The organism is Kitasatospora sp. NPDC059817 (assembly GCF_042731835.1).
GTDB lineage: Bacteria > Actinomycetota > Actinomycetes > Streptomycetales > Streptomycetaceae > Kitasatospora.
The window spans coordinates 1-12518 of record NZ_JBHWIR010000206.1 but is presented as its reverse complement, the minus strand read 5'-3'; the positions used below and the strand labels follow the sequence as shown (position 1 = coordinate 12518).

The window sequence follows — 12518 nt, the reverse complement described above, 5'->3', positions numbered from 1 at the left end:
CCCGGGCCGGGCAGGCCGCCGGGCGCGGCGAGCATGGTCGGCGCGTGCTCCACCGGCGCGGCCGCGGCGGGGGGCGCGACCGGCTGCGGGGCGGCGACGGGCGGGGCCAGCACGGTCGGCGGCTGCTCCACCCCGCCGGGCGGCCCGGACGGCGCACCCGGCAGGCCCATCAGCCCCGGCACGGCGTCCGGCGACGCGAGCAGCGTCGGCGCCGGCTCGACGGCCGCGGGCGGCACGGGCGCCTGGGCGGCGGGCGGCGGGACCGGCGGCATGCCGTAGCCGCCCTCCGGCGGCATCAGCATGGTCGCGGCCTCGGCCCCGGCCGGCGCGGGCGCGTCGGGCAGGTCGGAGCCGGTGGTCCGCAGCCCCTCGGGCATCAGGACGGTGGCCGCCTCGGCCCCGACCGGCGGCACCGGCACCGGCACGGGGGCCGGGGCCTGCGGCGGAACGGCGAAACCAGCAGGACCGGCAGGACCGGCAGGACCGGACGGCACGGCGGGCACTGGCGGCTCGACGGCGGGCGCGGCCGGCACGGCGGGCGCCGCAGCGACCGGCGCGGGCGGCTCGGCCACCGGAACAGCCGGAGCCACCGGAGCAGCCGGAGCCGGAGCCCCCTGGCCCCCCAGCCGCTCCGCCTCCGCCGCGATCGCCGCGGCCCCCGCCTCCTGCAGCCACTGCGGCGGGCTGAGCAGGAAGGACGTCGCCTCGACCGGCCCGGGCGCGGGCTTCGCCGCCCCCGCCGGGTTGGCCGCGACCGGCCGCCCGTACGCCTCCTCGTACTGCCGGACCACCTCGTTGACGGGCAGCGCGGGCCAGAGCGTGGTCGCGCCGGAGTCCCGGGCGATCACCAGTCGCGCCTCGCCGGCCGACCCGTCCCCCGCACCCGACGGCCCCGCCGTCCCGTCCCCGGGTGCCACCGCCCAGCAGACGAAGCCCAGGTCGAACTCCCGGACCCGTACCTCGCGCTGCTGCGGCTGCGGCACCCCGCCGTTGATCCACTCCTCGGCGAGCTCCTGCGCCTGCGCGTACGTCACCACGCCCGGTTCACCCCTGTCCCCATCCTCGTCGTCCCCGCTCGTTGCACCGCCGCGGCCACGTCAGTCCACCGGGACGGCCCGGGCGAACCCGCCGTCCACCATCAGCTCCGCGACCGTCTCCAGCTCCGGCGGGCTGCCGGCCAGCCGCAGCAGGAACGCGTCGAAGTCCTCGCCGCAGGGCAGCAGCAGCCGGGCGCAGCGGTCCTCCGGGGCCTCCGGCGCGCCGGTGTCGCGGGCGTCGTCGTACAGGTGGAACCAGACCGAGCCGGCCCGGTCGCCGCGCACCTTGAGCGCGACGATGCCGCCCTGCGCGTAGGCGACGCCCAGGTAGTCCTTGGTGAGGTGGTCGCGCAGGCACTTGTTGGCGTACACGACGTCCTGGGTGCCGTACTCCTCGCTGAGGGTGAGGAAGGGCTGGTCGAGCAGCATGCCGAGCTCGGTGTCCAGCGCCACCCCGACCGGGGCGCGGCCGCCGCCCAGCTTGAGGAAGGTGCGGTAGGCGCCGGGCAGCCGGTAGCCGAGGCGCTCCTCGGCGCGCTGCACCAGGTCCTCGGGGACGCCGATCGGGTCGCCGCCGTCCTTGGCCAGCGAGAAGTGCACGGGCCGGCGCTCCTGCAACGGGCGGGTGCCGCGGCGGGTGTGGTCGGCGGCGGAGGTGGCCAGGCCGGCGTGGTGCCGCAGCAGCGCCTTGACCTCCACCGGGACGAGCTCCATCCGCCGCCAGCCGGGGGCGGCCCGGCCGACCGCGTGGTGCCAGGTCCAGCCGGGCGGGGTGGCGACGGCGGTGTCCAGGTCGGCCCAGAGCGGGTGGCCCTGGGTGAACAGCGCGGCGTTGGCCGACACGTAGTCGGTCAGCCGCAGCTCGTCCACGCCGAAGCCGTCCGGCGGGTCGGCGACCTCGGCCGCGGCGGCGGCGTACGAGCCGAAGTCCGGGTAGCCGTACTCGTCCACCCGGACCCCGGCGGGGTGTCGCTCCGCGCGGACCGGGTCCGGGAACTGCACCACCTGACCTGCGTACGCCGCGTTCGGTGCGGCGGCGACGCCGGGCCGACCTGTCGTCATCTGGGAGCCCCCACTGGCTGCTGCAAATTCTCGAAGCGCTTGCTGGACACCAGCGTAGGGGGTCGTCTCCGGGCCCGGGCCCCCGCCCGGGAGAAGAAGGGGAACCGTCAGGGCCGCTGCCCGAGCGCCCCGGCCAGCACCCCGGCGACCCTGGTCTGCTGCGCCTCGGTGAGGTGCGGGTGCAGCGGCAGGCTGAGCAGTTCGCGGGCGGCCCGTTCGGCGACCGGGAACGCCCCCGCGCGGTGGCCGAGGTGACGGAACGCGGGCTGGAGGTGGACCGGGACGGGGTAGTGCACCCCGGCGCCGATCCCGGCGGCGCGCAGCGCGGCGAGGACGGCGTCGCGGTCCCGGCCGGGGCCGATCCGCACCGCGTACAGGTGCCAGACGTGCTCGTTGCCGGGCGCGGTGCGCGGCAGGGTCAGGCCGTCGAGACCGCCGAGCAGGGCGTCGTAGCGGGCGGCGGCGGCCCGGCGGGCGGCGTTCCAGGCGGGCAGCCGGCGCAGCTTGGCCCGCAGCACGACGGCCTGCAGCGCGTCCATCCGGGAGTTGAAGCCGAACCGCTCGTGCCGGTACTTCTCGCGCGCGCCGTGGTCGCCGATCAGCCGGACGGCGGCGGCGAGTTCGTCGTCGTCGGTGAGCACCGCCCCGGCGTCGCCGTAGCCGCCGAGGTTCTTGCCCGGGTAGAAGCTGGTGGCCGCGATCCGCCCGTAGCCGGTGCGCCCGTGCTGCCGGGCGCCCTGGGACTGCGCCGCGTCCTCCACCACCGGCCGTCCGTCGGCCAGTTCCAGCAGCGGCCCCATCGGGGCGAGCTGGCCGTTCAGGTGGACGGGCAGCAGCGCGACCGCGCCGGGCAGCGCCCCGGCGGCCCGCTCGGGGTCGATCAGCAGGTGCGCCGGGTCGGCGTCGACCAGCACCGGGCGCAGCCCGGCCCGCTGCACGGCCTCGGCGGTGGCGACGAAGGTGTTGGCGGGCAGCACGACCCCGCCGCCGGGCGGCAGGTCGAGGGCGCGCAGGGCGAGTTCGAGGGCGTCGGTGCCGTTGCCGGCGCCCACGCAGTGCCGGGCGCCGGTGAAGTCGGCGTACTCCCGCTCGAAGCCGTCCACTTCGGGGCCCTTGACGTAGCCGCCGGAGGCGAGCACCCGGTCGAAGCCGGCCCGGACCTCGGCCGCGACCTCGGCGTGCGCGGCCGCCAGGTCGACCAACGGGATCGAGTCGGCTGGCGGGATCGGGTCGGCCTGTGGGATGCCGGCGCTCACCGGGCGCCCGCCCGGTCCCCGGACCCCACCGGGACGGTGGCACCGCCGAGTTCGAGGCTGAGCGAGGCCGCCTCCAGCAGCTGGAGCACCCGCACCCCGGCCCGGCCGTCGGTGAGCGGGGCCCGGCGCTCGGTGATCGCGGCGGCGAACTCGGCCATCACGTTGCGCAGCGCCTCCTGCTCGACCAGTGCGGGCGCGACCATCTCGCCGACCCGGTAGGAGATCAGCGCCCGGTGCCGGATCGCGTCGGTCAGCTGGTCGGGCGGGGTGAGGTCGACGCCGCGGTCGTGCACGGCCAGCCGGGCCTGCGGGTTGAGGTCGTCCCAGACCAGGGTGCGCCGGGAGCCGCCGATCAGCGTGGTGCGGACCTTCGTCGGGGAGAGCCAGTTGACGTGGCAGTGGGCCAGCGCGCCGTTGCTCAGCCGGACCGTCAGGTACGCCACGCAGGCCCGGCCGGCGCCGATCGGGTCGGCGCCCTGGGCGGACACCCCGACCGGTTCGACGCCGGGCGGCAGCACGAAGTCGAGGATCGACAGGTCGTGCGGGGCGAGGTCCCACAGCACGTCCACGTCGGGCTGCACCAGGCCGAGGTTGATCCGCACCGAGTCGAAGAACTGAATGTCGCCGATCTCGCCGCCGTGCACCAGCTCGCGGATCCGGCGCACCACCGGGGTGTAGCAGAAGGTGTGGTCGCACATCAGCACCAGCGCGCTGCGCTCGGCCAGGTCGACCAGTTCGGCGGCCTCGGCGGCCGAGGTCGTGATCGGCTTCTCCACCAGCACGTGCTTGCCGGCCTCCAGCGCGGCCCGCACCAGCCGGTAGTGCGCGGCCGCGGGCGTGGCCACCGCGACCGCCCCTACCCGCTCGTCGTCGAGCACCCGCCGGTAGGAGCCGGTCGCCCGGACGGTGCTGTACTCCCCCAGCACGGCACGGGCCTTGGCCTCGTCCAGGTCGCACAGCCAGTGCAGCCGCAGCGCCGGGGTGTCCTGCGCGTTGCGGACCAGCTTCGGGCCCCAGTAGCCGGCCCCGACCACGGCGAGGCCCACCGGGCGTTCCGGTGCCGGCCGGGGCGGTTCGCCCGGCGTGGGCACGTGCCCACCGGGCGCCTGGTTGGCGGCCTGCGCGTCCCAGGCCCCCGACCGCTGCCGCGGCCCGTTCCGACCGGGCTGCTCCGACGTCATCCACGAGCCCCTTCGCTCCGCCGCCGGGGCGGGCTCGGGCCCACCCCGGCGGCCCCAACGTCCGGCGCGGGCACCGGGTCCGGCCCCGTCCGCGCGTCCGCGGGCGGTCGGCCGGATCCCCTTCGGCCTCGCTGCCGGAACGGTACCGGCCGTGCCCCCGGCCCGGAGGTGGTTTCGGGAAATCAGCGGACAAGTCGTGACGACGGTGTGCGGATCCGGCCCCGGTCCGGCGAGGATCGGGTGACGGCCCGGCCGGTCCCGCACGGTCGTTCGTCCGCCCCCGCACCCCGGTTGTGCGGATGTCGGTGTCGTTTGACAGGCTTGCCCCGGACCGTCCCACCGGTCCTTCCGTCAGCGGGAACAGAGGAGGAGGACGACGCATGACCACCGGTGAGCCCGCGGGCCCGCCCGTGCTGCGCCACCACCGCGACAGCCTGCTGCCCGCCGTCGCCGCCGCGCTGTCACTCAAGGGCGGCGAGGTGCACACCCTGGCCGGGGACAAGGACGCCCGACGGCCGGTCCTGCACCCGCTGGTCGGCGAGTTCCTGGACACGCTGCCCGTCGAGGCGCGCGAGCGGTTCACCGGCCGCTGCCCGGAGGCCGTCCTGCTCTCCCAGCACCTGGTCGCGGTCGACGGCCGGCGCTCCAAGCGCGCCGCCCGCAAGCCGATGACCCTGCACGAGGCCCGCAAGGCGCTCAAGGGCTCCCGGATGACGACCGTTCGCATCCGGGAGGAGGGCGACCCGGCGCACGGCACCCACGCCCCGCCGTGCCGTTCCTGCGCGCCGATGCTGGAGCACTTCACCGTGCAGAGCGTCGCCGTCGGGCCGCCCGCGCCCTGACCGCGCCCTCGTACGCCCCCTGTCCCCGAGCCCTGGAGTCCGCCCTGAACCCGCCCAGCCCGCCCCCGCCACCGCCGGCCACCCTGTCCGCCGCCCCCGCCGGGCGGGCCCGCCCGCGCTTCCCTGCCGACGTCGCCGCCGAGCTCAAGGCGGCCGGCTGGCACCCCGGCCGCTGGCAGATACGGCAGGCCGAGGAGTGGGCCGACGCCCTGGTCGGGTACGGCGGGCCGTCCGGTCTGCGGCACGCGGTGTTCCCGGCGGCGGTGGAGGCCTGGGCCGAGTTCGGCGGCCTCGCCTTCGACCTGGCCGGCCCGGGCCGCCAGCTGGCCCGCACCCCGTTCCTGATCGACCCGCTGTGCGGGCTGCACCAGCCGCGCACCCTGCTCGACCTCGGCCGCGCCCTGGGCAGCCAGCTCGCCCCGCTCGGCGAGGAGGCGTACGGGCAGGCGCTGCTGGCCGTCGACGAGGAGGGCCGGGTCTACAGCCTGGACCACACCGGCGAGTGGTTCCTCGGGCACGGCATCGACCAGGCCGTCACCACCCTGATCCTGGGCACCGCCCCGGAGCGGCTGCGCACCGCCGACGGGTCCTGACGGCGGCCCGGGGCGCTCCGCCGACGCGCACCCGGGCCTGACCGCCGGGCCGGGCCTGGCGGCGCGTCACCGCAGCCGTTCGGCCCGGACCGCCAGCCGGGACGGCAGCACCGCCTCGACCCGGAACCCGCCGTCCGCCTCCGGCCCGGAGGAGAAGGTGCCGCCCAGCGCGATCACCCGCTCCCGCATCCCGACCAGCCCGTTGCCGCCGCTGGGCAGCTTCGCCGCGCCCCCGCCGCCGCCCGGGCAGGCGTTCACCACGCTCACCCGCACCCCGTTGGGCGCGTACGCGAGCAGGACGGACACCTGTGCGCCGCCCGCGTGCTTGTGCGCATTGGTCAGGCCCTCCTGGACGACCCGGTAGGCGGTCTGCTCGGCCTCGCCGGTGAACTCCTGCCGGCTGCCGCTGACGGTCAGCGTCACCGCCATGCCGGCCGCCCGGGACTGGTCGACCAGCCGGGGCAGCCCGGCCAGCGAGTCGGGCTCCGGCTGGCGCTCGTCGTCCATCCGCAGCACGCCGAGGATCTCCCGCAGCTCGTTCAGCGCCTGCCGTCCGACCTCGCCCATCAGCTTGGCACTCTGCGCGGCCTTCTCCGGGTCCTTGGCGACGATCCGCTCCAGCGCCCCGGCGTGCACCACCATCAGGGACACCCGGTGCGCCACCACGTCGTGCATCTCCCGGGCGATCCGGGTGCGCTCCTCCAGCCGGGCCCGGCGGGCGCGCTCCTGGGCCTGCTCGGCCAGCAGGTCCAGTTCGGTCTCCAGGCCGTGCGCGCGGTCCTTGAGCGAGTCGATCAGCCGCCGCCGCGCGCCCACGTACAGTCCGGTGACCACCGGCGGGACGGTCAGGCCGACGGAGACCAGCACCGCGATCAGCACCTGGCCCCAGAGCGGCGGCTGCTCCACCGCCGTGTCGCCGGGCGTCAGCATCGACACCATCATCACGGCGACGGTCTCGGCGAAGGCCAGTGCGGACAGCGCCACCACCCGCCAGCGCCGGGTGGGCCACTCCCAGGTCGCCGCCAGCGTGTACAGCGACACCACCAGCAGCAGGACGCCGAGCATCCCCGGCATCGCCACCAGGGTCACCAGCACCGGTACGGCCGGCCAGCGGCGGCGCAGCACCAGCGAACCGCCCGCCACCACGCCGAGCAGCGAGATGCCGGCCATCCCGGCGGCGTCCAGGTGCACCCGGCCGGAGAGGAAGGCGATCGTGCTGAGCGCGCACTCCAGCGCGGCGAGCACCGCCAGCCCGATGTCCAGGAAGGCGCTGCGCGGCCGCTCCCACCACCAGAACGGCCGGACCGGCGCGCGCTCCCCAGGCGACTTGCTCATGGTTGACACCCTAAGCGGCAACCCCCTCCCCTCCCCACCGGGATTGCCCCCGACACCTCGCCGGACCCTCAAGTGGTCCAGACCACATGCGGCCTGCGGCGTCACTGTCCGCCATCCGGCCACCTCGCGGACAGCGACCGCCCCGACACCTATGCTGGTCGCGTCGGACAGCGCGGTCCGCACGCGTCACACCCGCCACACGCGGGCGGACCTGTGACGATGAGCCGTTGCCGAACCCCACCACCACAGGGAGCCAGCCGTGACCGCTCCGGTCCCCACCCCGGCGGACAGCCCCACTGTCCACGCCACCGGCCCAGTTGCCGACAACGCGGCCCTGCGGGCGGACATCCGCCGCCTCGGCGACCTGCTCGGCGAGACGCTCGTCCGACAGGAAGGCCCCCAGCTGCTGGGCCTGGTCGAACAGGTCCGCCTGCTCAGCCGCACCGACGGCGAGGCCACCGCCGAACTCCTCTCCGACATCGACCTGGACACCGCCGCCAAGCTGGTCCGGGCCTTCTCCACCTACTTCCACCTCGCCAACGTCACCGAACAGGTGCACCGCGGCCGCGAGTTCGCCACCCGCCGCGCCCGGGAGGGCTCGCTGCTCGCCCAGACCGCCGACCAGCTCGCCGAGGCCGACCCCAAGCACCTCGAAAACACGCTGGCCCACCTCGCGGTCCGCCCGGTCTTCACCGCCCACCCCACCGAGGCCGCCCGCCGCAGCGTCCTCAACAAGCTGCGCCGCATCGGCGAACTCCTCGATCGCATCCACCGCGAGGAGATCGCCGCCGGCCTCTCCCAGGCCGACCCGGCCCGCACCAGCAGCGCCCGCCGCCAGGCCGACCGCCGCCTCGCCGAGGTCATCGACCTGCTCTGGCAGACCGACGAGCTGCGCATCGCCCGCCCCGAGCCCACCGACGAGGCCCGCAACGCCGTCTACTACCTGGACGAGCTCTACCGCGACGCCGTCCCCCAGGTCCTGGAGGAACTGCACGAGGAGCTCGGCCGGGTCGGCCTGACCCTGCCCGACGGCGTCCGCCCGCTCACCTTCGGCACCTGGATCGGCGGCGACCGCGACGGCAACCCCAACGTGACCCCGCAGGTCACCTGGGACGTCCTCAACCTCCAGCACGAGTACGGCATCAAGGACGCCCTGGCCGCCGTCGACGACCTGCGCAGCACCCTCTCCACCTCCGAGCGGCTGGCCGGCGCCTCGGTCGAACTGCTCGCCTCGCTCAACACCGACCTGCACCAGCTCCCCGAGCTCAGCCCCCGCTACAAGCGGATGAACGCCGAGGAGCCCTACCGTCTCAAGGCCACCTGCGTCCGGCTCAAGCTGGAGAACACCCGCGAGCGGCTCGCCCAGGGCACCCCGCACGTCGAGGGCCGCGACTACCTCGGCACCCGCGAGCTGATCACCGACCTGCGGCTCATCCAGGACTCCCTGCGCGCCCACCGCGGCGAGCTGATCGCCGACGGCCGCCTCGCCCGCGCCATCCGCACCATCGAGGCCTTCGGCCTCCAGCTCGCCACCATGGACGTCCGCGAGCACGCCGAGGCCCACCACCACGCCCTCGGCCAGCTCTTCGACCGCCTCGGCGAGGAGGCCTGGCGCTACGCCGACATGCCCCGCGAGTACCGGCAGAAGCTGCTCGCCAAGGAGCTCCGCTCGCGCCGCCCGCTCGCCCCCACCCCGGCCCCGCTGGACGCCGCCGGCACCAAGACCCTCGGCGTCTTCAACACCATCCGCGAGGGCTTCGAGCGCTTCGGCGACGAGATCGTCGAGAGCTACATCATCTCCATGTGCCAGGGCGCCGACGACGTCTTCGCCGCCACCGTCCTGGCCCGCGAGGCCGGCCTGATCGACCTGCACGGCGGCATCGCCAAGATCGGCATCGTGCCGCTGCTGGAGACCACCGAGGAACTCCAGAAGGCCGACCTCATCCTCGACGAGATGCTGTCCGACCCCTCCTACCGGCTGCTCGTCTCGCTGCGCGGCGACGTCCAGGAGGTCATGCTCGGCTACTCCGACTCCTCCAAGTTCGGCGGCATCACCACCTCCCAGTGGGAGATCCACCGCGCCCAGCGCCGGCTGCGCGACGTCGCCCACCGCTACGGCATCCGGCTGCGCCTGTTCCACGGCCGCGGCGGCACCGTCGGCCGCGGCGGCGGCCCCTCCCACGAGGCCATCCTGGCCCAGCCCTGGGGCACCCTGGAGGGCGAGATCAAGGTCACCGAGCAGGGCGAGGTCATCTCCGACAAGTACCTGCTCCCCTCCCTCGCCCGGGAGAACCTGGAACTGACCATCTCCGCCACCCTCTCCGCCTCCGCGCTGCACACCGCCCCGCGCCAGGCCCCCGAGGAACTGGCCCGCTGGGACGCCGCGATGGACCAGGTCTCCGCGGCCGCCCACACCGCCTACCGCGCCCTGGTCGAGCAGGACGACCTGCCGAAGTACTTCTTCGCCGCCACCCCGGTCGACCAGCTCGCCTCGCTGCACCTGGGCTCCCGCCCGTCCCGCCGCCCCGACTCCGGCGCCGGCCTCGACGGCCTGCGGGCCATCCCGTGGGTCTTCGGCTGGACCCAGTCCCGCCAGATCGTCCCCGGCTGGTACGGCGTCGGCTCCGGCCTCGCCGCCGCCCGCGCCGCCGGCCTCGGCGGCGTGCTCGACGAGATGCACGGCCAGTGGCACTTCTTCCGCAACTTCCTGTCCAACGTCGCCATGACGCTGGCCAAGACCGACCTGCGGATCGCCCGCCACTACGTCGAGCAGCTGGTGCCCGCCGAACTGCACCACGTCTTCGACCAGATCGTCGCCGAGCACGACCTCACCCTGCGCGAGGTGCTCCGACTCACCGGCGAGGGCGCACTGCTGGAGCACAACCCGGTGCTCAAGCAGACCTTCACCGTCCGCGACGCCTACCTCGACCCGATCTCCTACCTCCAGGTCGCGCTGCTGCGCCGCCAGCGCGAGGAGGTCGCCACCGGCCGCCACGAGGACCCGCTGCGGGCCCGCGCGCTGCTGCTGACCGTCAACGGCATCGCCGCCGGCCTGCGCAACACCGGCTGACGCCACCGCGCGTACGGGACGGGGCCGCCGTCCGCCCTCCGGGGTGGGCGGCGGCCCCGTCCCGTACCGGAAGGGCCCGGGGCACGCGAAAGGGCCGGCGCCCTTGGGCACCGGCCCGGTGTCGTGTCACCGCGCGGACGGCTACTCGCCCGGCTCGCCCGCGCGCCGGCGCTTCAGCCACAGCGCGGCGCCGCCGGCCGCGACCACCAGGCCGCCGCCGACCGCCAGCAGCCCGGCGTCCGCGCCCATCGAGTCACCGAGCAGCGGCCCGAACTGCGCCGCCGCGGGCTCCGGGGAGCCCCCCGGATCCGGCTCGGCCACCGCGTCCGCGTGCGCCACCGCGCCGCCCGAGAGCAGCACCCCGGCCGCCCCCAGCGCACCGGCCGTGCCGACCCGCCGTCCGAACTGCTTCAGTCGGACCACCCGGAGCCGCCGTAGTCGGCGGACCGGACGAAAACCCCGCATCGAGAACTCCCCAGGACTCGTTCGCGTACCAGGCCGACGCTATCCGATCCCGCACAGGCTTCTCACACGGATTCAGGTTTGGACCGGCAAGCGTTGTACGACTGTTGCGTAACACCACTCCCCGACTTGATGGAGCGTCAGGAGTTGTAGGTGCCCTGCGCCCGCTCCAGCCCCTCGGACAGCAGCGCCTCCACCGCGTCCGCCGAGCGGTCCACGAACCACTCCAGTTCCTTGCGCTCGGCGCCGGAGAAGTCCTTCAGCACGAAGTCCGCGACCTCCATCCGGCCCGGCGGCCGACCGATCCCGCACCGCACCCGGTAGTAGTCCGGCCCCAGCGACTTGGTGATCGACTTCAGCCCGTTGTGGCCGTTGTCCCCGCCGCCCAGCTTGAGGCGCAGCGCCGCGTAGTCGATGTCCAGCTCGTCGTGGACGGCGACCAGCGCCGAGGCCGGCGCCTTGTAGAAGTCCCGCAGCGCCGTCACCGGCCCGCCGGAGAGGTTCATGAACGACATCGGCTTGGCCAGCACCACCCGGCGGCCGGACAGCCGCCCTTCGGCCACCTGCGCCCGGCTCTTGTGCGCCTTGAACTTCGCGCCCATCCGCTGCGCCAGCAGGTCCACCACCATGAACCCGATGTTGTGCCGGTTCCGGGCGTACTGCTCGCCCGGGTTGCCCAGCCCCACCACCAGCCAGGGGCCCTCGTACTCGTCCGCCATGCCCTCTCTCCTCCTGTGCGCGCTCTACGTCATCTTCCCGGACACACCGCTGCCCCGGCCGCTCCGAGGGGAGCGACCGGGGCAGCGGTCACAGCTGGTGGGGCGAGGCTCAGGCCTCGGTGCCCTCGGCCTCGGCGGCCTCGTCCTCGGCCGGGGCGGCCTGGGCGCCGATGACCTGCAGCACGACGGCGTCGGCGTCGACGGCCAGGGTGACGCCGGCCGGCAGGACGATGTCCTTGGCGAGGACGGAGGCACCGGACTCCAGGCCCTCGACCGAGACGGTGACCGACTCGGGCAGGTGGGTGGCCTCGGCCTCGATCGGCAGCGCGTTGAGGACGTGCTCCAGCAGGTTGCCGCCGGGGGCCAGCTCGCCCTCGGTCAGGACCGGGATCTCGACGGTGACCTTCTCGCCGCGCTTGACCAGCAGCAGGTCGACGTGCTCGATGGTGCGCTTGATGGCCTCGCGCTGGACGGCCTTCGGCAGCACGTACTCGTCCTTGCCCTCGATCGGCACGACCAGCAGGGCGTTCGGGGTCTTGAGCGCCATCATCAGGTCGTGGCTCGGCAGGTTCAGGTGAACCGGGGCGTGGCCGTGGCCGTAGACGACACCGGGGACGAAGCCGGCGCGGCGGGCGCGACGGGCGGCACCCTTGCCGAACTCGGAACGGGTCTCAGCGGCGATGCGGATCTCGGACACGACTGCACTCCTCGGGAAGACTGGCGCGGGGGTGCAGGCAACGCGAAAAACCGCCGGGACCACACCCTCAGTACGTTCGGGGGTCACTCGGCGGTAACGGCCTCTGCCGGCGGACGGGAATCCGGTACCGGCAGCGCGTCGATCACGGAGCGGGCACCCGGCAAGCAGGCACACGGCATCCCTCGCCGAGCAGTTTCACGAGTCTAACCGCATGAACGGCCTCCCGTGAAATCGGCGGCGGCCCCGGTCCGATCCGGACCGGGG

General features: G+C 75.1%; 10 protein-coding genes and 1 pseudogene. 3 read left to right on the top strand and 8 right to left on the bottom strand.

Translation table 11 applies throughout. The annotated features are described in order from the left end of the window. The 4 genes and pseudogenes from ACFV61_RS30390 to ACFV61_RS30375 all read right to left on the bottom strand — a co-directional run. Positions 1-1037: pseudogene (locus ACFV61_RS30390) on the bottom strand (hypothetical protein); the annotation flags it as partial. 60 nt (positions 1038-1097) lie between these two features. Then, the gene (locus ACFV61_RS30385) at positions 1098-2099 is read right to left on the bottom strand and encodes an SMI1/KNR4 family protein (protein WP_063348042.1); all 1002 of its coding nucleotides are present in this window, start codon (positions 2097-2099) and stop codon (positions 1098-1100) included. Between the two features lie 107 nt (positions 2100-2206). Next, positions 2207-3355 (bottom strand): DegT/DnrJ/EryC1/StrS family aminotransferase, encoded by a 1149-nt coding sequence (locus tag ACFV61_RS30380; RefSeq protein WP_380495099.1) that lies wholly within the window; start codon positions 3353-3355, stop codon positions 2207-2209. Then, on the bottom strand, positions 3352-4536 hold the full coding sequence (locus ACFV61_RS30375; protein ID WP_380495097.1) for a Gfo/Idh/MocA family protein: 1185 nt from the start codon (positions 4534-4536) through the stop codon (positions 3352-3354). Before ACFV61_RS30375 ends, ACFV61_RS30380 begins: the two co-directional genes overlap by 4 nt. Before the next feature lie 380 nt (positions 4537-4916). On the opposite strand from ACFV61_RS30375, the gene ACFV61_RS30370 reads away from it, so the two are divergent. Together ACFV61_RS30370 and ACFV61_RS30365 are read left to right on the top strand one after the other, a co-directional pair. After that, the gene (locus ACFV61_RS30370) at positions 4917-5378 is read left to right on the top strand and encodes a YwqJ-related putative deaminase (RefSeq protein WP_063348043.1); all 462 of its coding nucleotides are present in this window, start codon (positions 4917-4919) and stop codon (positions 5376-5378) included. A gap of 83 nt (positions 5379-5461) precedes the next feature. Then, a complete protein-coding gene (locus ACFV61_RS30365) occupies positions 5462-5971 on the top strand; it encodes an SUKH-3 domain-containing protein (RefSeq protein WP_063351179.1) in 510 nt (169 codons plus the stop codon). A gap of 66 nt (positions 5972-6037) precedes the next feature. Here ACFV61_RS30365 and ACFV61_RS30360 read toward each other — a convergent pair whose 3' ends face one another. After that, positions 6038-7306 carry a sensor histidine kinase gene (locus tag ACFV61_RS30360; protein WP_063348044.1) on the bottom strand — a complete coding sequence of 423 codons (1269 nt, stop codon included), beginning with the start codon at positions 7304-7306 and terminating at the stop codon, positions 6038-6040. 259 nt (positions 7307-7565) lie between these two features. Between ACFV61_RS30360 and ppc the strand changes: the two genes are divergently transcribed. Then, the gene (ppc, locus tag ACFV61_RS30355; RefSeq protein ID WP_079135660.1) at positions 7566-10376 is read left to right on the top strand and encodes a phosphoenolpyruvate carboxylase; all 2811 of its coding nucleotides are present in this window, start codon (positions 7566-7568) and stop codon (positions 10374-10376) included. 141 nt (positions 10377-10517) lie between these two features. On the opposite strand, the gene ACFV61_RS30350 is transcribed toward ppc, so the two are convergent. The 3 genes from ACFV61_RS30350 to ACFV61_RS30340 all read right to left on the bottom strand — a co-directional run bounded on the left by ACFV61_RS30350 (position 10518) and on the right by ACFV61_RS30340 (position 12254). Beyond that, positions 10518-10841: a hypothetical protein gene (locus tag ACFV61_RS30350; RefSeq protein ID WP_380495095.1), complete on the bottom strand. Its 324-nt coding sequence runs from the start codon at positions 10839-10841 to the stop codon at positions 10518-10520. A gap of 137 nt (positions 10842-10978) precedes the next feature. After that, positions 10979-11557 (bottom strand): aminoacyl-tRNA hydrolase, encoded by a 579-nt coding sequence (pth, locus tag ACFV61_RS30345; RefSeq protein ID WP_063348046.1) that lies wholly within the window; start codon positions 11555-11557, stop codon positions 10979-10981. A gap of 109 nt (positions 11558-11666) precedes the next feature. After that, positions 11667-12254 (bottom strand): 50S ribosomal protein L25/general stress protein Ctc, encoded by a 588-nt coding sequence (locus ACFV61_RS30340; protein WP_063348047.1) that lies wholly within the window; start codon positions 12252-12254, stop codon positions 11667-11669. Between the last annotated feature and the right edge of the window lie 264 nt (positions 12255-12518).

What these genes read in the sequence shown, in the direction of transcription:
- ACFV61_RS30385 (WP_063348042.1), bottom strand. Translation starts at nt 2,099, where the DNA reads ATGACGACAGGTCGGCCCGGCGTCGCCGCCGCACCGAACGCGGCGTAC.
- ACFV61_RS30375 (WP_380495097.1), bottom strand. Translation starts at nt 4,536, where the DNA reads ATGACGTCGGAGCAGCCCGGTCGGAACGGGCCGCGGCAGCGGTCGGGG.
- ACFV61_RS30370 (WP_063348043.1), top strand. Translation starts at nt 4,917, where the DNA reads ATGACCACCGGTGAGCCCGCGGGCCCGCCCGTGCTGCGCCACCACCGC.
- ACFV61_RS30360 (WP_063348044.1), bottom strand. Translation starts at nt 7,306, where the DNA reads ATGAGCAAGTCGCCTGGGGAGCGCGCGCCGGTCCGGCCGTTCTGGTGG.
- ACFV61_RS30350 (WP_380495095.1), bottom strand. Translation starts at nt 10,841, where the DNA reads ATGCGGGGTTTTCGTCCGGTCCGCCGACTACGGCGGCTCCGGGTGGTC.
- pth (WP_063348046.1), bottom strand. Translation starts at nt 11,557, where the DNA reads ATGGCGGACGAGTACGAGGGCCCCTGGCTGGTGGTGGGGCTGGGCAAC.